Source organism: Undibacterium sp. (genome assembly GCF_030683615.1).
Classification (GTDB): domain Bacteria; phylum Pseudomonadota; class Gammaproteobacteria; order Burkholderiales; family Burkholderiaceae_D; genus Undibacterium; species Undibacterium umbellatum.
The window spans coordinates 79893-100954 of record NZ_JAUXQE010000002.1; the positions used below are offsets into that span (position 1 = coordinate 79893).

Annotated in this window: 19 protein-coding genes and 1 pseudogene; 9 read left to right on the forward strand and 11 right to left on the reverse strand. The window is 50.1% G+C overall.

Going from position 1 to position 21062, the window contains the following annotated elements; all coding sequences use genetic code 11:
• The first annotated feature begins 55 nt into the window (after positions 1 to 55).
• The 4 genes from Q8K39_RS00645 to Q8K39_RS00660 all read left to right on the forward strand — a co-directional run bounded on the left by Q8K39_RS00645 (position 56) and on the right by Q8K39_RS00660 (position 3074).
• Positions 56 to 1243: a cytochrome P450 gene (locus Q8K39_RS00645; RefSeq protein WP_305257877.1), complete on the forward strand. Its 1188-nt coding sequence runs from the start codon at positions 56 to 58 to the stop codon at positions 1241 to 1243.
• Between the two features lie 14 nt (positions 1244 to 1257).
• Positions 1258 to 1602, forward strand: a complete 345-nt coding sequence (locus Q8K39_RS00650) for an antibiotic biosynthesis monooxygenase (protein ID WP_305257878.1) — start codon at positions 1258 to 1260, stop codon at positions 1600 to 1602.
• 81 nt (positions 1603 to 1683) lie between these two features.
• Positions 1684 to 2388 (forward strand): DUF6058 family natural product biosynthesis protein, encoded by a 705-nt coding sequence (locus Q8K39_RS00655; protein ID WP_305257879.1) that lies wholly within the window; start codon positions 1684 to 1686, stop codon positions 2386 to 2388.
• Positions 2389 to 2483: 95 nt separating this feature from the next.
• The gene (locus Q8K39_RS00660; protein ID WP_305257880.1) at positions 2484 to 3074 is read left to right on the forward strand and encodes a LysE family translocator; all 591 of its coding nucleotides are present in this window, start codon (positions 2484 to 2486) and stop codon (positions 3072 to 3074) included.
• A gap of 8 nt (positions 3075 to 3082) precedes the next feature.
• Here the strand turns inward: Q8K39_RS00660 and Q8K39_RS00665 are convergent, their stop codons facing one another.
• The 6 genes from Q8K39_RS00665 to rpmH all read right to left on the reverse strand — a co-directional run bounded on the left by Q8K39_RS00665 (position 3083) and on the right by rpmH (position 8107).
• Positions 3083 to 3913: an AraC family transcriptional regulator gene (locus Q8K39_RS00665; protein ID WP_305257881.1), complete on the reverse strand. Its 831-nt coding sequence runs from the start codon at positions 3911 to 3913 to the stop codon at positions 3083 to 3085.
• A gap of 15 nt (positions 3914 to 3928) precedes the next feature.
• Positions 3929 to 5335, reverse strand: a complete 1407-nt coding sequence (gene mnmE / locus Q8K39_RS00670; RefSeq protein WP_186953798.1) for a tRNA uridine-5-carboxymethylaminomethyl(34) synthesis GTPase MnmE — start codon at positions 5333 to 5335, stop codon at positions 3929 to 3931.
• Between the two features lie 186 nt (positions 5336 to 5521).
• Positions 5522 to 7183, reverse strand: a complete 1662-nt coding sequence (yidC, locus tag Q8K39_RS00675; RefSeq protein ID WP_305257882.1) for a membrane protein insertase YidC — start codon at positions 7181 to 7183, stop codon at positions 5522 to 5524.
• Between the two features lie 9 nt (positions 7184 to 7192).
• A complete protein-coding gene (gene yidD / locus Q8K39_RS00680) occupies positions 7193 to 7489 on the reverse strand; it encodes a membrane protein insertion efficiency factor YidD (protein ID WP_186953796.1) in 297 nt (98 codons plus the stop codon).
• Positions 7490 to 7499: 10 nt separating this feature from the next.
• Positions 7500 to 7934 (reverse strand): ribonuclease P protein component, encoded by a 435-nt coding sequence (gene rnpA / locus Q8K39_RS00685; protein ID WP_186953795.1) that lies wholly within the window; start codon positions 7932 to 7934, stop codon positions 7500 to 7502.
• A 38-nt stretch (positions 7935 to 7972) separates the two neighbouring features.
• Positions 7973 to 8107, reverse strand: coding sequence for a 50S ribosomal protein L34 (gene rpmH, locus Q8K39_RS00690; RefSeq protein WP_061535510.1), 135 nt, complete (start codon positions 8105 to 8107; stop codon positions 7973 to 7975).
• Between the two features lie 479 nt (positions 8108 to 8586).
• Here rpmH and dnaA point away from each other — a divergent pair, with 479 nt between their 5' ends.
• The 4 genes from dnaA (at position 8587) to Q8K39_RS00710 (ending at position 17038) form a co-directional block, all read left to right on the forward strand.
• Positions 8587 to 9981 (forward strand): chromosomal replication initiator protein DnaA, encoded by a 1395-nt coding sequence (dnaA, locus tag Q8K39_RS00695; protein WP_186953794.1) that lies wholly within the window; start codon positions 8587 to 8589, stop codon positions 9979 to 9981.
• Between the two features lie 359 nt (positions 9982 to 10340).
• Positions 10341 to 11447 carry a DNA polymerase III subunit beta gene (dnaN, locus tag Q8K39_RS00700; RefSeq protein ID WP_305257883.1) on the forward strand — a complete coding sequence of 369 codons (1107 nt, stop codon included), beginning with the start codon at positions 10341 to 10343 and terminating at the stop codon, positions 11445 to 11447.
• A gap of 242 nt (positions 11448 to 11689) precedes the next feature.
• Positions 11690 to 14185, forward strand: coding sequence for a DNA topoisomerase (ATP-hydrolyzing) subunit B (gene gyrB, locus Q8K39_RS00705; protein ID WP_305257884.1), 2496 nt, complete (start codon positions 11690 to 11692; stop codon positions 14183 to 14185).
• 390 nt (positions 14186 to 14575) lie between these two features.
• A complete protein-coding gene (locus Q8K39_RS00710; RefSeq protein WP_305257885.1) occupies positions 14576 to 17038 on the forward strand; it encodes an HD domain-containing protein in 2463 nt (820 codons plus the stop codon).
• Between the two features lie 278 nt (positions 17039 to 17316).
• Here Q8K39_RS00710 and Q8K39_RS00715 read toward each other — a convergent pair whose 3' ends face one another.
• Both Q8K39_RS00715 and Q8K39_RS00720 read right to left on the reverse strand, forming a co-directional pair.
• Positions 17317 to 18333: a hypothetical protein gene (locus Q8K39_RS00715; protein ID WP_305257886.1), complete on the reverse strand. Its 1017-nt coding sequence runs from the start codon at positions 18331 to 18333 to the stop codon at positions 17317 to 17319.
• A 230-nt stretch (positions 18334 to 18563) separates the two neighbouring features.
• A pseudogene (locus Q8K39_RS00720) lies at positions 18564 to 18827 on the reverse strand (GntR family transcriptional regulator); the annotation flags it as partial.
• Positions 18828 to 19059: 232 nt separating this feature from the next.
• Here Q8K39_RS00720 and Q8K39_RS00725 point away from each other — a divergent pair.
• On the forward strand, positions 19060 to 19305 hold the full coding sequence (locus Q8K39_RS00725; protein ID WP_305257887.1) for a hypothetical protein: 246 nt from the start codon (positions 19060 to 19062) through the stop codon (positions 19303 to 19305).
• Between the two features lie 51 nt (positions 19306 to 19356).
• Here the strand turns inward: Q8K39_RS00725 and Q8K39_RS00730 are convergent, their stop codons facing one another.
• The 3 genes from Q8K39_RS00730 to Q8K39_RS00740 all read right to left on the reverse strand — a co-directional run.
• Positions 19357 to 20337 carry a PHB depolymerase family esterase gene (locus Q8K39_RS00730; protein WP_305257888.1) on the reverse strand — a complete coding sequence of 327 codons (981 nt, stop codon included), beginning with the start codon at positions 20335 to 20337 and terminating at the stop codon, positions 19357 to 19359.
• Between the two features lie 210 nt (positions 20338 to 20547).
• The gene (locus tag Q8K39_RS00735) at positions 20548 to 20745 is read right to left on the reverse strand and encodes a hypothetical protein (protein ID WP_305257889.1); all 198 of its coding nucleotides are present in this window, start codon (positions 20743 to 20745) and stop codon (positions 20548 to 20550) included.
• A 132-nt stretch (positions 20746 to 20877) separates the two neighbouring features.
• On the reverse strand, positions 20878 to 21062 hold a 185-nt coding region (locus tag Q8K39_RS00740), incomplete at its 5' end, for a hypothetical protein (RefSeq protein WP_305257890.1).

Below are 21062 nucleotides of genomic sequence, written 5' to 3' on the forward strand. Positions count from 1 at the left end.
GTTCAATGCAAACAAGCCCTATACTGCATTTCATTACTTACCCAACGGCCATGCCATGACACATCCAATCACCATCCTGAATGCCGCTTGCCACCCAGACCCTTATCCGTATTACGCCAGCCTGCGCGAAGGGCCCACGCTGGTTTTCGATGCAGAACTCAAATGCTGGATTGCCAGCCGCGCTGCAGTCGTGCAAGAAGTGCTGGAATCACCTGCTTGCGCCGTCAGGCCAGTTGCCGAACCCGTGCCGCGCAATATTGCGGGTGGCACGGCGGGAGAAGTATTCTCAAATCTGATACGCATGAATGAAGGCCAGGCACATGCCCTGCCCAAGCAAGTCATACAAAGCTCACTACGCAAGCTGGATTTGTCTGGCATCGCTGCACATACGCACCAGCATGCCGCTCAACTTGCAAGGAAATATGATGTCACTACAGGGAACGGGCTGACACAATATTTGTTAGCTTTGCCTGTTCATGTCATGGGCAGCATATTGGGATTTGAAGAAGAAACCTTGCCTGACCTGGCAAACTGGATGGCAGATTTCGTACGCTGTCTGTCCCCCTTGAGCACAGCAGAACAAATTGATGCGGCACATGTGGCTGCTCAGGCTTTGCAAGACAATTTCCGCCAACTGCTGCAAGACAGCCAGGCAAAACCGCAAGGATTTTTGGCAGGTCTGCAAAACGAAGCTGAACTATGTGGCTGGCAGCATGCTGATGGCATCTTGTCCAACCTCATAGGCTTGCTATCGCAGACTTATGAAGCCACTGCTGGCCTGGCAGGCAATGGCCTCGTTGCCTTGCAAGCACACCCCGTCTTGCCGCAAGACTTGCGTGCAGACACTTCTGCCCTTGCACAAAAATTAAGCCAGTTCGTAGCCGAAGTGGCGCGTTACGATGCATCAGTGCAAAACACCAGACGCTTCGTCAACCATGATTGCGAAATCGATGGTCAGCCCTTGCAAGCGGGCGATGTCATCGTGGTCTTGCTGGCTGCTGCCAATCGTGATGCGGCGGCCAATGTTGATCCTGATCTCCTGCAACTGGACAGGCCAGACAGAAAAGTGTTCACCTTTGGCCATGGTCGCCACGCCTGCCCTGGCCAGGACATTGCAGAGCGCATCACAGCCACTTGTCTGTCTCATTTGCTGAGCATACCCGCATTTGATTTTGCTGCACTACGCTGGACTTACAGAGCTTCGCTGAATGGCCGCATCCCGGTATTTACTCACAACATCTAAAACAAGGAGAACACATGATAGCCGTGATTTTTGAAGTCATACCACATGCAGAAAACAAACAGGAATACCTGGATATCGCAGCAGGGCTTGCACCTTTGCTCCGGGAGATGGACGGTTTCATTTCCATAGAACGTTTCCAGAGCCTGATTGACCCCGGTAAGATTTTGTCCCTGTCATTCTGGCGTGATGAAGCAGCAGTCGCCAACTGGCGCAATACCGAAGAGCACAGGGCGGCGCAATCACAAGGACGCGGCCACGTGTTCGCAGCTTACCGTTTACGTATTGCATCGGTAGTGCGTGACTATGGTTTGCTGGAGCGTGAACAGGCACCGGTAGATAGTCGCCATGTACATGGCTAACGCATAAGTGCCCCCCCCAAACTTATGGCGCAACATCCTGCCTAACCAAAGGCAGTTTTCATATCCAGAGGGAATATCAACATGTCTGAACTACAGCTCTACCTGAATAGACATTTCCTGAACAAGGCACAATTCGCAGCAGCCTGCGCTATTTCTGAAGCAGAATTAAATGACTTGCTGGCAGCACAAATATTGCCCGGTCCTTCTTATGTAGTCTCAGAAAATGCCACCATCAACTCTGCTGTATTTGGTGAGTCAGATGTCACCGATACTGTTGCTGGAGAATATTTCCGTGGCTGTCATACCGTCTGGTGCGAAAGAGCAAAACAGCTGGTGGCTGAGCACGGAGAAACAGCGGCACCAGAACTGATGAAACAGGAATTCATGCGTGACTATATCGCTGCGCTGACTGAAATGAATACCAGTGTATGGCATCTGCGAGACTGCTTTGAAGCGGATGGCACGGTCAACATAGCCGGGCTGGCGGAAAATGCAGAACTCCACTGGAAGCATTTCCTGCTTGGCACCTTTGGCATATGTACGGCCAATCCAGTTTCTGCCGCTGAAATTGCATGCAAAGGCGTTTTACAAGAAAAGCTTAGCCACCTGACAGCCAATGGCAGCAAGACTGATTTCAGTGCGGCTGAAGCGAGGGGAATTCTGCCCGTAGTCGATGCCTTTGCAAACGCCGCCATGTGGTTTTCACCGGCAGAATATGCACGCTCCAGTCGCAAACGCCTCGTCGATGATCTGCGACCGCGCTTACAGGCAGCCATGACTATGTAAGTGCTGCACATGCCCTCAGGGTAGTTTTCTTCAATACAGGTCAAGTGTGGTCACGTATAAATCTGTCTATCGACTCACTTATACGGACCACGTTTATGCTCAATCTCTATCTCTCCATGGCCGCATTTGCGCTGGCCTCATCCATTTCACCTGGTCCTGTAAATATCGTTGCATTACGGTCGGGCACACAGTATGGCTTCCGTGCCAGCCTTGCCCATGTCAGCGGCGCGACCATAGGTTTTACGATCTTGCTATTTCTGACGGGCCTGTGTCTGCATGAGCTGTTAGCCATCATGCCTGCGCTGGCGCAAATCATAAAATGGGCAGGCGTCGCTTTCCTGCTGTTCCTGGCTTACAAGCTGGCTGTTGATAATGGGAAATTGGAAGTGGATGAACATGGCAAGGGACCGTCAGCCTGGTATGGCGCGCTCATGCAATGGCTGAATCCCAAAGCATGGCTGGCATCTATCGCAGGCATGGGCGCTTATGCAGCGAATGGTGACACCAGCATGATTTACCATTTCACCATTATCTATTTTTTCATTTGCTATGCATCGATAGCCGCCTGGGCTTATGCGGGCACGGCCTTGCGCCAGCTATTCAAAAAGCCAGCGCTGATGCGGGCCTTTAACCGTAGCCTTGCTGTGATGTTATTGATCAGTGCAGCGTATTTAGTGCTGAGTTGAGCCAGATTTCAAGCCTGGTACTGTCCCGGCGTCGCCGCCAGCAGGCGTTTGAAAACACGCTGAAAATGCGCCTGATCCGCAAAGCCTGCTTCCAGTGCAGCATCGGCAATGCTCGCACCTTGCCGCAATTTCTCTTGCGCATATTGCACACGGCGATTAATCAGGTAGGCATGCGGCGTCATGTCATATTGCTTCCTGAAAGCGCGGAATAAATAAGAAGTGGACAAGCCTGCGTGGGCAGAAATATCATCCAGACTCAGGTCTTGCGTGCAATGTTCATGGATAAAATCAGCGGCCAGTTTGAGCCTCGCATTTTCCAGTTGCAGTTCTGCCGGAGCAGATTGCAGGTGCTTGTGCACCTCAGAAAAATACTGGATCACATTACCCTGTTTGCTAAGCAGTTCAGCTTCGCTATCTATCAGGGTTTGATACAAATCGAGCAGGCCTTCATACAGGAAAATATTACCCGACACAGCACTGGTATAAGCCTGAAATTCCGGTTTTCTTACTTGTCCCAGTTCAGTCTGCAAAGCTGCCAGCCAGTTGGCATCAACGTACAACATGCAAAAAGCCCAAGGCAAATCATCGACAGGTCTACAGATATGCACCTGTCCCGGATTGATGATCACCAACTCACCTGCATGCACATGATGCTGCATACCCGCCATGAAAAAATTGCTTGCCCCTGCAGTAATAGCACCTATGCAGAAAGTCTGATGTGCATGTTTGTCATAACTGTCTGAACGACCTTCTGCCAGATAGCGTGCCTCGATAAACGGTAATCTGTCGTCGCGCCAGAAGCGCGGGACGGTATCTGTCTGAGTCTTGAGTTGCGCCATGTATGATGCCGCTGCCTATTTTCCGATACAGAAACGCGAGAAAATCACACCCAGCAAATCGTCGGAAGTAAATTCACCAGTGATGCTGTTCAAACGATCTTGTGTCAAGCGCAGTTCTTCGGCAAACAAATCCAGCGACTGATCATTTTGCGCTGCGTATTCCGCTGCGTTTTGCAGATGCTCATGCGCGTGTTTCAGGGCGATAAGGTGGCGTTCGCGGGCAAGGTAGAGTGATTCACCGGTTTGCTCCCAGCCAGCAATGCGCAGCAATTCCTTGCGCAGCAGATCTATGCCTATGTGTTCATGGGCAGACAGGTAAATATGTGTGGCATCTGACATTTCATCGACGCTGGCATGGTGGCCGGACAAGTCTATCTTGTTCCAGATGCGTATCACCGGCACGCCTTCAGGGAAGCGGGCGACGATGGCATCATCAGCGCGGGTAGGGCCGCGGCTGGCGTCAAGCAGATGCAGGATGACATCCGCCTTTTCTACTTCTGCCCAGGTGCGTTCTATGCCTATGCGCTCTACCGTATCGATGGCATTGGCGACCTGGCCTGCTTCAGGTTCATCATGCTCGTGGCGTATGCCTGCGGTGTCGATGATGTTGAGCGGTATGCCTTCTATATGAATAGTCTCGGTCACCTTGTCGCGGGTAGTACCGGCGATGGGGGTAACGATAGCGACATCATCGCCAGCCAATACATTGAGCAAAGAAGATTTACCGACATTCGGCTGGCCGGCCAGCACCACGTTCAAACCGGCGCGCAACAAAGCGCCTTGAGCAGCTTGCTCAAACACTTTTTGCAAGGCCGTTTGTATAGTGGCCAACTGGCCGCGGGCATTAGATTTTTCCAGGAAGTCGATTTCTTCTTCCGGGAAATCCAGCGTCGCTTCTACCAGCATGCGCAAATGCACGACTTTTTCTACCAGTGCATGGATGACTTTGGAAAAAGCACCGGACAGTGATTGAGATGCCGACTTGGCTGCGGCTTCGGTTGATGCCTCGATCAAATCAGATACCGCTTCTGCCTGCGCCAGGTCCAGCTTGTCATTCAGGAAGGCACGTTGAGTGAATTCACCCGGCTCGGCCAGACGCAGACCCGCATCCTTGCCTGCTTCCAGGCAGCGTGACAGCAGCATTTGCATGACCACCGGGCCACCGTGACCTTGCAGCTCCAGCACATCTTCGCCGGTATAAGAATGCGGTGCCTTGAAATATATCGCGATGCCCTGGTCAATGACCGTGCCATCTGCCTGGGTAAATGGCAAATAACTGGCATGACGCGGCTTGAATTGTGTATTGCCAAACAGGGCCGCGACGACAGGGGCAAGGTCTTTGCCGGAAATGCGCACTACACCGATACCACCGCGCCCGGGGGCAGTAGCAATGGCAGCGATGGGAATGGGTTCGTAGATCATGTTGAAATTCTATCTGTGCTTGCACATGATGAGTGCAAATTAGTCAGTGGGTTTGTGACGGAAATGCGACAGAGCGTATACCTACAAGAGCAGATATCGTAGGTTGGAACATATCTGTGCAAAAACAAAAAAGCCCGCAAGCAAACTTGCGGGCTTTCTCATTTGCTCAATTTTTAAGCTCTATCTTCAAGCCTTATGCTCGGGCGGAATAAACTTGTTATTGATGACCCACTGCTGTCCAATCGACAAGATATTGTTAACTACCCAATACAACACCAGGCCAGACGGGAAGAAGAAGAACATGACCGAGAATGCCAATGGCATGAACAACATCATCTTCGCCTGCATAGGATCAGCCGGGGCCGGGTTCAGCTTGGAGGTGATATACATCGAGATCGCATAGATCACCGGCAAGATAAACCATGGGTCAGGTGCAGTCAGATCCGTGATCCAGCCCACCCATGGTGCGCCGCGCATTTCCACGCTGGCTTGCAAGACCCAGAACAATGCCAAAAAGATAGGCATCTGGATCAGGATAGGGAAGCAGCCGCCGAGAGGATTGATTTTCTCGGTTTTGTACAACTCCATCATGGCCTGGTTCATTTTTTGCGGATCGTTTTTGAAACGTTCACGCACGGCCTGCATCTTCGGCGTCACGACCTTCATTTTTGCCATGCTGCGATAACCGGCAGCCGACAATGGGAACAAAGCCAGTTTGATGGCGATCGTGAAGACCACGATCGTCCAGCCCCAGTTACCCAGCATCTTGTGGATTTGCTCCATGACCCAGAACAAAGGCTTGGCGATGATGGTCAATACACCATAGTCTTTAACCAGCTCAAAACCTGGGGCAATTGCTTCCAGCTTGGCAGATTCTTGCGGGCCTGAATACAATTGAGCATTCATACTGACGGTTGCACCCGGTGCCACTGTGCCCATGGGCAAGACATTACCGACTGCGAACAGATTGGTATCAACTTGTTTCGTAAAGATTTCACGCTTGGTCTTGTCTTGCGGGATGAAAGAAGACACAAAGAAATGCTGCAACATCGCTATCCAGCCATTGTCTGATGCTTTGGCATGACTATCTGAACCCTTGGCGATTTTTTCAAAATCCAGTTTCTGGAATTTTTCTGCATCTGTATACACAGCAGGTGCATAGAACTCACCACTGCCAGAGAAAATGCCACCACTTTCAGGCTTGGTGCCGTCATGCAGTAATTGCAGATACAGAGAAGGCGTAACCGCTGCCGCACTGGTATTGGTAACATCATGACGCACATCAATCAGGTACTCACCTTTTTTGAAGGTATAAGTCTTGGTCAGCTTGACGCCACTTTGCTCGGATTCCAGCACCAGTTGCACCTGATTGCCACCTTCCAGGGTACGTACACCTGGTTTGGCAACGAAGCCGGATTTGTGATTAGGGTAAGCACCGCCCAACAAACCGGTTTGCGCCAGATAAGTGCGTTTATCAGACTTATTAAACAGGAACACATTTTTAGTGCGGTCCGTGTCATTTTTATGCTTGAGCAATTCCAGTTTTTTCAGTTCGCCACCAATGGTATCAATTTCCGCCTTGACGACATCAGTTGTGATGATAATGGTTTCACTCTTGATAACAGGGGCTGCTGTTGCATCCGTACCAGCTACTGCGGTAGCGCTTGCCGATGTGGCTGTAGCAGCGGTAGCACTATTGCTGGCAGAAGCCGAGGCACTGGTCACTTTGACAGACGGTGGCGGTGGAGCGAACATAGACGGCTTGCCGTTATATTGCCCCCAACCATTCCAGAGCATGAGCAGTGAGAAAGAGAAAATTACCCACAGGACGGTACGTTTGATATCCATTTGTGTATGTCAGGAAAGGGGAGAAGAATGTCCAGTATGCTTGCCATCATGGCAGCACTGGGCAGATGTGGGGGCAGTTTGCGATTTTTCACTAGCAGGTGGCACATTATCCACGCCGCCAGGATGCCAGGGATGGCATTTGCACAAGCGTTTGCCTGCCAGCAAACTACCCTTGGCGGCACCATGTACCTTGATGGCCTCTGCTGCATATTCAGAGCAACTGGGATAAAAACGACAGTTCTGCCCCAGCATGGGACTAATTGCCAGCTTATAAAATCTGAGCAACAGGAGCAGCAGGGTTTTCATCTCAAATGCCCTAAAGTTGACTTACCGGCAGTTTGCTAACCGCCACTGCGCAAGCCGGTGCGGCAAACAGACGCAAGATTTCCGCCCTGAGCTCACGCTTGAGCTGGGCGGTCGTCGCCGGCCCTGCCTTGCTGTTAACAGGGCGGGACAGCCGCACGATGCAATCCACATTCAGCAATGATGCGTGACGAAAAATCTCGCGGGTGACACGCTTGATCGTATTGCGCGTCACGGCACGTGGCGCAAAACGTTTAGCGGCCACCACACCCAGACGGGCATGCGGCAAATCATTGGTTCTGGTGTACAGCACAAAATGCGCGGTCTTTTGCACGGGGCGCAAACGAAAAACGGATGAAAACTCATCCGTTTTAACGATGCGTCGAACGCGGGCAAAATCTGCGCCGCCTGCACCTGCCTGAACTGGCTCAGTTATATGATTGATCATGCGAATTCAGCAAGGCTGGCGCAGACCAAAACTGATAATCAAGCTGCCAGGCGTTTACGGCCTTTGGCGCGACGTGCGTTCAGAACAGCGCGGCCACCGCGGGTTGCCATACGTGCGCGGAAACCGTGGGTGCGCTTGCGGCGAACGACGGAAGGTTGGTAAGTACGTTTCATGTTGGTCTCGCTAATTGAGCAATAAAAAAAATCGGAATTACGGATAAAGGCTGTCTTGGGTGCGACTTCGGCTTGCACATTTTCGTCAGGCCTTTCGCCTTTACTGCCCCAAAACCGCTGCTCATGGTGTTGCGCATCAATCCATCAAAAAACCGATAATTAAAGCCGCACCAATAAAAGAGGGGTAGGGAACCCTGAATTAGACACCATTTTTGCTTTGCGTGTCAATCACTTAGCGCAAAAATTAATCAATCAGGGCACAAGCATTGGTGCAATGCAAAGAATAAATTTAAACCCAAACCTGTGGATAACTCGGTCAAGCGGGGTTAAAATAGCGGATTAGCGCGGCACCGTTTTATGTCTTCCAGACAACTTACCCAGCGATAGAGGCGCAAACCTCACAGTAATCTTTACTAAATATCGCACCGGTAGAATTTAATTCGGCACCGCGCATTTGCATTTAATAATTAAAGTCATACATGGAAAATTTCTGGCAGGCCTGTTCTTCCCAACTTGAGCAAGAGCTTCCACCACAGCAATATAGCGCCTGGATCAAACCGCTAGTACCGCTTGACTATGAAAACGGCAAGCTGCGCATTGCGGCGCCCAACCGTTTCAAACTGGACTGGGTCAAAGCCCAGTTCGCCAGCCGCATCACCGACCTGGCGAACCAGTTCTGGGATGAGGATGTCGAAGTACAGTTTGTGCTTGATCCGCGTGGCAACAGAAAGCCGGCTCCCCCAGCGGCGGCTGCGCCACGTTCGCAAGGTTTGAATGCTGACCTCGATGCCCAGGGCAGCGTGCCAGAAATGATGTCCGAACCGGCGCAACCAGAAGTATCACCGCGCCGCGAACAAAGCCGTATTAATTCCGACCTCACCTTTGACAGCTTCGTCACCGGTAAGGCCAACCAGCTGGCCCGCGCGGCAGCTATCCAGGTGGCGAATAACCCTGGCGTTTCGTACAACCCCTTATTCTTATATGGCGGCGTTGGCCTGGGTAAAACGCATTTGATCCACGCCATTGGTAACCAGATCCTGGTCGATAACCCGAATGCCAAGATACGCTACATCCACGCAGAACAGTATGTCCGCGACGTAGTGACCGCTTACCAGCGCAAGGGTTTTGACGAGTTCAAACGCTATTACCATTCGCTGGATTTGTTGCTGATCGATGATATTCAATTCTTTGGCGGCAAGAGCCGTACACAAGAAGAATTCTTTTACGCCTTTGAAGCCCTGATTGCGGCCAAGAAACAGATCATCATCACCAGTGATACTTATCCAAAAGAAATCACCGGCATGGATGACCGCCTGATTTCGCGCTTTGACTCTGGCCTGACAGTCGCCATTGAACCACCAGAGCTGGAAATGCGCGTAGCGATTCTGCTCAAGAAAGCGCATTCAGAAGGCGTCAATATTTCTGACGATGTTGCCTTCTTCGTCGCCAAGCATTTGCGCTCGAATGTGCGTGAGCTTGAAGGTGCCTTGCGCAAGATCCTGGCTTACTCCCGCTTCCATGGCAAAGAAATCACCATCGACGTGGTCAAAGAAGCACTGAAGGATTTGCTGTCGGTACAAAACCGCCAGATTTCCGTAGAGAACATACAAAAGACCGTTGCTGACTTTTTCAACATCAAAGTCGCCGACATGTATTCGAAAAAACGTCCGGCCAATATCGCCAGACCACGCCAGATTGCAATGTATCTGGCCAAGGAACTCACACAAAAGAGCCTGCCAGAAATCGGCGAACTCTTTGGCGGCCGCGACCACACCACGGTCTTGCACGCCGTACGCAAGATCACCGCAGACCGTACCAAAAACCCCGAATGCAACCATGAGCTGCATGTATTAGAGCAAACGCTCAAGGGTTGATGGGCTGGATGTTGTAGGATGTGCAAGTTGCGATGGTTTTGGCAGTAATTTTTATGGCAGTTTTGTAGGGTTGGCAAGGGTTTTGCTCTGGAATTAGCAATACGCGAAATCGTATTGACGTCATCCCAGCGAAGGCTGGGATCCATCTGCGCAAGAGCCGTTTGCACAGAGCGACATAGAAATTTGGCAATATGATGTGACGCCCTCCCCCTGAAAGGGAGGGAATGAAAAATTTGTAAGGTGCCCCATGCGCATCAAAGTAACAAGCAATACCGCAGTAAATATGTGAAGCAGTTTATAAAAAAACAGTAAGAGATAATTTAAGTTCCTTATCACCATAATTTAGTGAGGATATTCAAATGCAATTGGTTAAAACCCACCGGGACACCCTGCTCCGGCCTTTGCAAATTGTGAGTGGTATTGTCGAGCGTCGGCATACATTGCCGATTCTGGCCAATATCCTCATTCGCAAAGACGGTGAACAAGTGTCGTTCCTGTCGACAGACATCGAAGTGCAGATCACGACCAAGGCGGCCATAGGCTCAGGTGGCGACAGCATTGCCACGACGGTAGCAGCCCGCAAATTGCTGGATATTTTGCGCGCCCTGCCAGATGACAATGATGTTGTCCTCAAGCTTGAAAACAAGAAGATGACCGTGCAGTCAGGCAAATCACGCTTCTCCTTGCAAACCCTGGCAGCGGAAGAATTCCCTACCGTAGCCCAGGCCGAGCATTTCAATGCCAGCGTCAACCTGCCACAAAAAACCCTGAAGCACCTGTTCAACATGGTGCATTTCTCGATGGCGCAACAAGACATTCGTTACTACCTGAATGGCTTGCTGCTGGTCGTCGATGGCAAGAACGTCATCGCCGTGGCAACTGATGGCCACCGCCTGGCGTTTTGCCAGGTCGAAGTCGAGCAAGAATTCCCGCGTCATGAAGTCATCATCCCGCGCAAGACCATCATCGAGATGCAGCGCCTGCTGGAAGACAAAGAAGACCCGGTACAGATCGACATCGCCAACAACCAGGTCAAACTGACTTTTGCCGATATCGAACTGATTTCCAAACTGGTCGAAGGCAAGTTCCCTGACTTTAACCGCGTCATCCCAAAAGGCTATAAAAACAGCTTCACTTTGGGCCGCGAGCAATTGCTGCGTTCATTGCAGCGTGCCGCGATCATGACGTCGGACAAGTTCAAGGGCGTGCGTTGCGTCATCACCCCTGGCCTGATGCAGATCCTGTCGACCAATGCCGACCAGGAAGAAGCGATAGAAGAAATCGAAATCGACTACGGTGGCGACAGCGTGGACATCGGCTTCAACGTCAGCTATCTGCTCGATGTATTGAACAACCTCAAATGCGACCAGATATCGGTCTCTTTGGGCGACTCCAATTCATCCGCACTGATCACTATCCCCGACAACACCGACTTTAAATATGTCGTCATGCCGATGCGAATATAGTTTTTTTATGTGCTGAATTGCCGTGAAAGCAGTACGCAAAATTCACGGCAATCTCATTACCGTCATTCCAGCGCAGGCGGGAATCCACCGGGCTGGCGTTCCAGTGTCTTTATGCGTAATGCATCAACAACGCAGACACTGAATCCAGACCAAGCAGGAATGACAAAGCAGTCCCTGAATATGTTTCACATTGGGCGATTGACACAATTGTCCAAAACAGTTCGTTTTTTTAGAAGGTAGCCATGTCCGATAACACCCAAGACAACACTCCAGCCCAGCCCAATCAATACGGCGCGTCCTCAATCCAGATTCTGGAAGGCCTGGAAGCCGTGCGGAAACGCCCCGGCATGTACATCGGTGACACCTCGGACGGCACCGGTCTGCATCACCTGGTCTTTGAAGTGCTGGATAACTCCATTGATGAATCCCTGGCAGGTCACTGTACCGAGATCAATGTCACCATCCACAGCGACAACTCCATCTCCATCACTGACAATGGCCGCGGCATCCCTACCGGCATTAAATGGGATGACAAGCACGACCCAAAACGCAGCGCCGCAGAAATCGTCATGACCGAGCTGCATGCAGGTGGCAAGTTCGATCAAAACTCCTACAAAGTATCTGGCGGTCTGCATGGCGTGGGTGTCTCCTGCGTGAATGGCCTGTCCAAGTTGCTCAAGCTGACTATCCGCCGCGATGGCAAAATGTATGCGATGGAATTTGTCCGTGGCGTACCGCAAAACCGCGAACTCGAAACCGTTGATGGCATCGTTACCTCCCCCATCAAAGTCCTGGGTGACACCGACAAGCGCGGCACTGAAGTCCACTTCTGGGCCGATGAAGAAATCTTTACCCATGTTGAATTCCATTATGAAATCCTGGCCAAGCGCATACGCGAATTGTCCTTTTTGAATAATGGCGTACGCATCAAGCTCAACGACCATCGCACCGGCAAAGAAGAATTGTTTGCCTTTGAAGGCGGCACCCGTGGCTTTGTTGAATACATCAACAAAAACAAAAGCATACTCAACCCGACGATTTTCCAGGCCACTGGCGAACGCCTGTCTGACCAGGGCACCAACATCACTGTTGATGTCTCCATGCAATGGAATGACGCCTACAATGAACAGGTATTGTGCTTCACCAATAACATCCCGCAGCGCGACGGTGGCACCCACCTGACCGGCCTGCGTGCCGCGATGACCCGCGTCATCAACAAGTATATTGAAGAACATGAATACGCCAAGAAAGCCAAGGTAGAAGTCACTGGCGACGACATGCGCGAAGGCCTGACCTGCGTCTTGTCAGTCAAAGTGCCAGAACCAAAGTTCAGCTCGCAGACCAAAGACAAACTCGTCTCCAGCGAAGTGCGCGGCCCGGTAGAAGAAATCGTCGCCAAGACCCTGTCTGACTTTTTGCAAGAACGACCAAACGACGCCAAGATCATTTGCGGCAAAATCGTCGAGGCATCCCGCGCCCGTGAAGCAGCCCGCAAAGCCCGCGAACTGACACGCCGCAAAGGTGTCATGGACGGCCTGGGCCTGTCCTCCAAACTGGCAGACTGCCAGGAAAAAGACCCGGCCCTGTGCGAACTGTACATCGTCGAAGGTGACTCTGCGGGTGGATCAGCCAAGCAAGGCCGCGACCGCAAGTTCCAGGCTATCTTGCCACTGCGCGGTAAAGTCCTCAACGTAGAAAAAGCCCGCTTTGAAAAAATGCTGTCCAGTGAGCAGATCACCACCCTGATCGCCACCCTGGGCACCAGCATAGGCCCGGACGAATTCAATGCCGACAAACTGCGCTACCACCGCATCATCATCATGACCGATGCCGACGTCGACGGCGCCCACATCCGCACACTGCTGCTGACCCTGTTCTATCGCCAGATGCCACAACTGGTAGAGCGCGGCCACATCTACATCGCCCAGCCACCACTCTACAAAGTCAAGGCAGGCCGCGATGAACGTTATCTCAAAGATGATGCAGAAGAAGCCACCTACATGATGACAGTGGCCCTGACCGGCGCGTCGCTCACACCAGGCACAGGCGCAGCCCCCATCACTGGTGAAGCCCTGGGCGAACTGGTACGCCAGTACAACCTGGCCAACGCCATCATGATGCGCCTGACCCGCGTCATCGACCGCGCAGCCCTCACCGCCATCATGACCGGCGTCACGCTGAAACTGGATAACGCAGAAAACGCAGAAGCATCCGCCATCGCCCTGACCGCCGCCATTGGCGACAATGCGGTGAAAGCAGTAGTACGCAGCGACGAACTCTCAGGCGCATTCAGCCTGCGCATAGAACGCCTGTACCACGGCAACATCAAGGTAAGCAGCATCGATGCCGACTTTGTTGACGGTGCCGATTACCAGGTACTGGAAAACGCCGCGACAACCTTCAAAGGCCTGCTCACAGAAGGCGCATTCATCCGCCGTGGTGAAGGCGAAAAAGCCAAGGAAATCGCCGTACACGATTTCCACCAAGCCATGCTCTGGCTGCGCGACGAAGCCGAACGCGGCGTCAGCAAACAGCGCTATAAAGGTCTGGGCGAAATGAACCCAAGCCAACTCTGGGAAACCACCATGGACCCCACAGTCCGCCGCCTGCTCAAAGTACAGATCGAAGACGCGATCGCCGCCGACCAGATCTTTACCACATTGATGGGCGACGACGTAGAACCACGCCGGGCGTTTATTGAATCGAATGCGTTGCGGGCGGGGAATATTGACGTTTGATGTTCTGAAGTTTGTGATGTAAAACGAAAAGGTCAATCAGAAATGGTTGGCCTTTTTTTGTATTTAACCTCTAAACATCTTCCCTTCTCATGTTAGGTAAATTACATTAATGCTATGAATTTGAATATCCCAATTAAGGGCTGTCAAGCCATTAGTGTCTCCGCTCATGCATTTGAAAGGGTTTATTGAGGTAGCGGCGGCATAGTAATCGAAGCAACCTATTAACTGGGAAATCGTATTCAGCTCGCCGTCGACCAGATATTCCTCCGCCGATGGATGACAACGTGAACGACAGACTACCCATTAAACTATCTTGTAATTTTTCATGCAATATGAGCCCACACTACGCGGCTAAACTAGATGAGATAAAAATTATTAAGGGCAAGAATTATGATAAATGATGACTGGCGTGCTGAGACTCAAACAAGGCTAACAAAAAGCTATCTATATAACACTTTAAAATCGAAATGCGGACAGGAGCCATCCGGTAATCATGTTCTTCAGCTTGTTGATGATGCCACGTACTATGCTTTTCAAAGGACGAAAACAATTTTGATCCATATGGGGGAATTTACCCTGCATGATGGCGATCATCTATTTAGAGTTTTGAGCTTGATGGAAAGAATTTTGCCTCAAGATCTAACTGAAAAGCTTTCCTCGCCTGAACTAATGTTATTAATTTTGAGTGCATTTTTTCATGATATTGGAATGGCGCCAGAAGTCAAAACGGTTTTATCATGGAAAAAAATATGGGATCGCAACCCGGTATTCGACGACGAAACAGATGAATCTGAGTACCGAAATTTCTTAAGATTTTATTCATCAAGACCAGATCAACAAACTCAAATTGAGACCTTTGTATCACAAGAAAACTTTAGTGGTGTTGAAATGGTTAAATCGTATTTAGTTACAGATTACATCCGCTTAACACACGCCCAAAGAGCAAAGGAAATTATAAAAGCGCATTGGATAGATAAGATTGTCTTTCGCGATGTAGACCTCGCAGTCGAATTTGCAACCATTTGCTTCAGCCATAATGATGATGCCCTTAGCCTTCTTGAGTTAGACAAAAACTATTTATGCGGCCCAGATGTTTTTGCTTGTCTTCCCCTAGTAGGTGTGGTTCTTCGTTTAGCAGACCTATTAGATTTTGACGGCAAGCGAACTCCTTCCGTATTATTTTCGCATTTATTTGTAAGACATCCCATTTCCATAAAAGAATGGAACAAGCATAGAGCGGTCGAGGCTTGGATAATTAACAGCAAAACCATTCAATATGCTGCAAAATGCAAGCACCCTGCTATTCAAGCATCGATCCATGCTTTTTGCGACACTATTGACAATGAACTGAGCGTTTGCAATAACGTAATCTCCGCGTTAAACGATTTCAATAAAAGTATTGGGCGCGAGATTTTTTTGCAAATTCCTTTTAAAGTCGATCGTTCAAAAATCGAAACACAGAAAGATGTGTTTGGAAATCCGGAGTACCTGTATCGAGAAACTCAGTTCAATCTAAGTAAGAGCCAAGTCATCGATTTGTTAATGGGTACAAAGTTATATGGCGATCCGGCCGTAGCACTTCGAGAACTGCTGCAAAATTCAATCGATGCATGCTTGCTTCGAAGTGCACTTGAGACCAGTTGGAGCAATTCTTATGATCCGCAGATAACGGTCAGATATTTCCAAGAAAACGGTACAGATATCCTAGAGGTGACTGACAATGGAATTGGAATGGATCAGTATATTATTGACACGTACTATTCAAAGGTCGGTTCGTCGTTTTACAAATCTTCAGATTTTTATGATCTTAAGTCAGAATCTAAAGCTCAATTTACTCCAATGTCTAGATTTGGCATAGGAATACTGTCGGCTTTCATGGTGGCCGATACCATAAGTGTTGACTCTCGTAAAATATACGGCCCCCATACGTCTAGTGAACCTCTTCAACTTACAATAGAAGGCCAAGAAAGCATTTTTTGGACACGACCAGGCAAAAGAAAAATTCCTGGAACTTCGACGAAACTTTTCCTCAGAAAAAACAAGAATCCTTGGCACCGAATGGCCGACTTAGAATTTGTGAAGTCTGTGGAGAACGTCATCCCAAATCCTCCCTTTAAAATAAAAATCGAGAGTGGGTCAGAAAATAAACAATTGGATGAGAATACTTTTGAAGCTATAAAGGTGTCGTCACTTAAAAATTATTATTGGAAGGATCATGAGAATATAAAAGAATTTACCGTTGATTTCTCTGACAAAGCTAAGGGGTTAGTTGGGTCAGCAATCATTGCGATTCTTGAGCACAGCCAAAATCCAGTGAATGAAATTAATGTTAATGCTAAATCAGTAAAAATTGATGGTGCAACTTATAAGTTGGATAAGTCTATCAGCGTCGAACAAAATATTATTAATATAAAGGCAACCTCTATTGAAATAGATGATAACGGGAAGATTGAACAATCAACATCAAGCAACGTTTTAGTAAAATCCAGCTCAAAAGTGTCGCTTCATGGCATTGAGGTATCAACTACTCTGTTTCCTGATTCATGGAACAGACAGAAAAATCAAGTAAAATTAGATTGGCCTCTTCCGATGCTTATTGTGTTAGATGTATGTGGAAATAGGGATCTTGATTTGAACTCAGCCAGAACTCAAATCATTATGAGTGACAAATGGATTCAGTTAGAAGAAGAACTGTGTTTTGTCATCTTCTCTCAAATCGCATCTCAAGTCACATTGAGATATTGGAATCAACTAAAAAAATTGCTATTGTTAAACACCAAAAATGACTTGTTTATCTCAGGTTTGCATCGAGTGGTTAAAACAAGCAAAAGGCCCAGGCAATCTACCAAATAGCGAACGCAGAATATCTCATGCAAATCCAGTGCCGTAGATTTGTATGCCAACACACGCTAATACCGTCACTTCTGCATCCGCCCCTTACTCGAACCTCTTAGCACAAATATCAGTGTAGGAATTTTGGAAAGAGTTTATTATTCTTGAAGTAGTGGCCGAATCCTATTGCAGCAAGCGAGCCCCTTATCATCATTCCAGTTTCCGCAAGATACCCAAAGCAGAAGCCAGCGTATATCCAGCTGCAAAAAGTCGTATGCGATTCGTAATATTCTAAATAGCTACTGACTTAGCACGTCATCGCGCTTGGGTGGGGCAGACTGGACTTCAGAGAACTCAGACTCAATGGTGAATACATTATCATCATTTCTGCTACGGTCGATCCCTCCTGAAATTTTCCCGGAATAGAAAGCCGACTCCACCTTGGCGGCCAGCGCCTTGTCGGTGGACGAGGTTGTATTTTCGCGGATATCAATGGCAGCCTTGGTGCAACCTCCCACTTCTCTCGCCACAACCAGCGCCTCCCACGAGGGTTCATAGTTCAACCAGGCGAAGGAGGAGCGATCAACGGTATCATCAGCTTTCCAGTGCTTGCCCGAGAGCAGAAACTCTCTTTTGTCGCTGTTGATATTGGCAAGTTTTTCCACCGCAGACGCCTCTATGCCGACGGAGCAGGCTGGGGCTCCAGCCGTTACCGTTCCGGATGAAGTAGCGCTCCTGTTCGCTTCCTTGTTTTTGGTAATTGATATCTTGGTTGCGCCCAAATGGACTAAGAGTTTGATTAACTCCGACTCTCTTTCGGCCATGAGGATTTCGTCGTATTTATCCTGAGGAATATAGACATTTTCTTTTCCCGCCGCCGGGAGGTCGGCGAGCGGATGGCGCTTGTACACCTCCCCCACTTGGGGATGGCCCGGAGGGAAATGGAATCCTGCCTCACGCACCATGTTCAAGGTCACGCCATGCTTGATGATAAAACTTTCCAAAGCCTTTTTTTCCTGCTCAGCGAGTGGGTTGGTTGTTTCCGGCTTTTCTTTCATGATCCGTGCAATGATCGCGGGACTGGATAAACCTGCGCCAAGAATCAAGCCGAGTGGAAGCGATATCAGCGGTACTCCGGCCGAGATTGCCGAGACCATTGTCCCGATTGTGGACGAACTACTTACCAATTCGATGCCTGCTTTACTGGTCTTTTCTCCTTGCATCACAAAATTGGGGTACGTCGCGCTTTCCGGAGGAATTTGGCGAAGCATATCATCGGGCGAGATGATGAAAATCTTACTCAGATCAAGGTCCATGATACAAATGTTTCGTTGATGGGTAGGAGATAGACACTTCAGGCTGCCTAGTGCGACGCCCAGTGTATGGTACGATGAAGTGTCAGCGAAGTATTAAATGTAACGCAAATCGCCTCTGATGGCGCATCTTCATCACGAACCGAAGCATAGCATCCTTGCCATATTGAAATATGCTTTAATCATCATGAAATATGCTTTAATCATCACACGCCCTGCCAGGACGCATGTGGGTAACGGTGCCAAGCACCGCGGCCATGCAATAAGTTGCGGCGTCTGGCTTCGTCGTAGGCGCGAGTGATGGTCGTCAGGTCGACGTCCTGCTGTGCAGCCAACAGGCGTTGCGGCGGCAGGCGGTCACCCGGTTTCAGCGATCCTTCTGCCACGGCCGCCTGCAAGGCATCTGCAATTTGCAAGAACCGTGGCCCGCCGTTCATGGCTAATCGCGGCAACCAGCTTGGCAATTTTTTGTCTTGTGTGTTTTTCAACTGGGACATTTTGTCCTCATGTATGGATATTGCTTTCAGGTAGTATGCATGAGGATGTGGAGCAACACTATGCTTGCAGGGCAGTCGTTGAGGCTTTCACCGCTCTGATCTGCATTCGGCAGCATACTTTGCTGGATGCCTGTGGGGATGGTTTGAACCAGAAGCGTCGCTGCTGAAGCAAGGTTTTAGTTAGTGGGCTTCACGATAGATAGTAGTCAGTAATAGCCTGGAAATACTCAAAATGATGGATTGGATACCTGTAGTCTTGGTTACGTTCAAGATTCTCGTGCTTGCCGTGGGCATGTTTTTCGCCATCAAGTGGCATTATGATCAAGGGAAGAAGGAGCAGGACAACGGGCTGGAGCAGCGCGCGGTGCTTCGCGCGAGTGGCAAGGTGGCCGTCATCTTCATGCTGTCGCTCCTGGGCCTGGGGCTTTTCACCTTTGTTCTTGCCAGTACGTTCGGCTTGGACTTGAGCTTCCCGTGATGGCTAAGAGTCGTTGGCCGATATGCAGTGATAAGGCAGGCTGCACGACCATCAGGGTTGTTGCCGCTTAAAAAAATCCCAGATCATTTCCGCCCCATTCGGTGCCATCGGCGATGGGCCTAGCAAGCGGGCGCGGCGGTAGTAGGGTTGCGGCAGGCCGTGGCCACCGCCGTGGATGGTGACGAGTTCGACTTCGGTTCTGGGGTCTTGCTTCCAGCTTACTTGTTCTACATTGACACCTGATATTGCGGTCGTCTGTGCTGTGGGTGCGGCGGTGATTTTGTACAGGTCTGCGAAATATTGCGCCGATGCGCGTGCATTGAGTACGTCGCCGCATTTGTAGAACAGGCCTAGCAGGTTCACTTCGCCGCCATTGTAGGGCACCAGCGGGTCTTTGGTGCCGTTCATGATCATGACGGAGGTTCCGCCGGTGCCTGCGGGTTTACAGCGGAAGTTTTGCGGGACTTGCACGCTGGCAGACACTGCGGCCACTGCGCGGAAGCGGCTTGGAGATTCCAGTGCCAGGCGTAGTGACATGAAGCCGCCTGCGGATACGCCAGTGGCGAATACGCGGGTTTTGTCTGTGCCGAGGTCGTTGATGAGTTTGTCGGTCAGGGCGTTGAGGAAGCCGACGTCGTCGATGTCGCGGCCATTGACCTGGTAGTCGCCGATCTTGCCGCAGTCGTTCCAGTCAAAGCTGTGGGAATTGGGGTAGACGATGGCAAAGCCATGCTGGTCGGCGAGGCGTTCGAAGCCGTAGCCGGTTTCTACGCGTATATCTGCTGCGCTTTGGCCTGAGCCGTGCATGACCAGCACCAGCGGTGCGCCTTTGGGCAAGTCACGTGGGACATAGCTGATGTAGGTGCGCTTGATGCCACCTGCTTGAATGCTGCCTTTTTGCACAGCGCCAGACAAGGCTGGGCGCACAGGTGTTGGGGAATAAATGAAGTAGGCGAACAGCGCGCCGCACAATGCGATGAGGGCAAGCAGCCCCAGCAGGGTCCAGGCAAACCAGCGTAGCACTCGTTTCATCTTGCACCTCGATTGGCTGCACACGTTAATGTAAGCAAGACCGCAATAAACGAGTAAAGCGGCCTGAGCGCATTTAGGTGAAACGATGATACCTGCTTCATTTGCTTAACTCCTGATGGCCGCTAGGGGGCGCAGATAAATCAATGTGAGACTGCACCCTGATTTGATGCTGCTGATTGTGCTCATTGTGCTGATGCTGCGATTATTCAACTATTCGACTTCGCGCAGATTTTTTTCTACTGTCACGAGCCTGCCGTGCATTTCTGCCAGCGCTGCCTGGCTTGCACGCGCTCGGTAAGCTTCGTCCTGCCCGAGGCGCACCCTTGCCTGCACAACCTCGGATAGGTATTTCATGAAGTAGACGATGACGGCAGCAGCAGCGAGGAAGAATAACGCAGCAAATAACATTTTAAGACATGTTACCCCATATGATTCTGGTTTGTTGTGCAGGGAAAACACCGCCGTAGCGATACCGCTTACTTCAAAATATTTAGGGCACCTCTGATTAAGTCCAAAATCGTAAAATTAATTCTCGAAAAATCAATGACTTACGAATGGCGAACCGGACTTAATCAGCGCTTCCTTAGAACTCATTTCATAAATAGGATGAGTGCGAACAAGACGATTTGGGATGCAGTGCAAGACGTGACGCGCAGCTAAGGCGTCCGCCTTTGCAAGCGGCACAACGCTGCAATGCGCCCAAATCGTCAGTTCCCGAAGGGTTT

Coding starts and splice junctions, on each gene's coding strand:
- Q8K39_RS00645 (WP_305257877.1), top strand. CDS start 56: ATGACACATCCAATCACCATCCTGAATGCCGCTTGCCACCCAGACCCT.
- Q8K39_RS00650 (WP_305257878.1), top strand. CDS start 1,258: ATGATAGCCGTGATTTTTGAAGTCATACCACATGCAGAAAACAAACAG.
- Q8K39_RS00655 (WP_305257879.1), top strand. CDS start 1,684: ATGTCTGAACTACAGCTCTACCTGAATAGACATTTCCTGAACAAGGCA.
- Q8K39_RS00660 (WP_305257880.1), top strand. CDS start 2,484: ATGCTCAATCTCTATCTCTCCATGGCCGCATTTGCGCTGGCCTCATCC.
- Q8K39_RS00665 (WP_305257881.1), bottom strand. CDS start 3,913: ATGGCGCAACTCAAGACTCAGACAGATACCGTCCCGCGCTTCTGGCGC.
- mnmE (WP_186953798.1), bottom strand. CDS start 5,335: ATGATCTACGAACCCATTCCCATCGCTGCCATTGCTACTGCCCCCGGG.
- yidC (WP_305257882.1), bottom strand. CDS start 7,183: ATGGATATCAAACGTACCGTCCTGTGGGTAATTTTCTCTTTCTCACTG.
- yidD (WP_186953796.1), bottom strand. CDS start 7,489: ATGAAAACCCTGCTGCTCCTGTTGCTCAGATTTTATAAGCTGGCAATT.
- rnpA (WP_186953795.1), bottom strand. CDS start 7,934: ATGATCAATCATATAACTGAGCCAGTTCAGGCAGGTGCAGGCGGCGCA.
- rpmH (WP_061535510.1), bottom strand. CDS start 8,107: ATGAAACGTACTTACCAACCTTCCGTCGTTCGCCGCAAGCGCACCCAC.
- dnaA (WP_186953794.1), top strand. CDS start 8,587: ATGGAAAATTTCTGGCAGGCCTGTTCTTCCCAACTTGAGCAAGAGCTT.
- dnaN (WP_305257883.1), top strand. CDS start 10,341: ATGCAATTGGTTAAAACCCACCGGGACACCCTGCTCCGGCCTTTGCAA.
- gyrB (WP_305257884.1), top strand. CDS start 11,690: ATGTCCGATAACACCCAAGACAACACTCCAGCCCAGCCCAATCAATAC.
- Q8K39_RS00710 (WP_305257885.1), top strand. CDS start 14,576: ATGATAAATGATGACTGGCGTGCTGAGACTCAAACAAGGCTAACAAAA.
- Q8K39_RS00715 (WP_305257886.1), bottom strand. CDS start 18,333: ATGGACCTTGATCTGAGTAAGATTTTCATCATCTCGCCCGATGATATG.
- Q8K39_RS00725 (WP_305257887.1), top strand. CDS start 19,060: ATGATGGATTGGATACCTGTAGTCTTGGTTACGTTCAAGATTCTCGTG.
- Q8K39_RS00730 (WP_305257888.1), bottom strand. CDS start 20,337: ATGAAACGAGTGCTACGCTGGTTTGCCTGGACCCTGCTGGGGCTGCTT.
- Q8K39_RS00735 (WP_305257889.1), bottom strand. CDS start 20,745: ATGTTATTTGCTGCGTTATTCTTCCTCGCTGCTGCTGCCGTCATCGTC.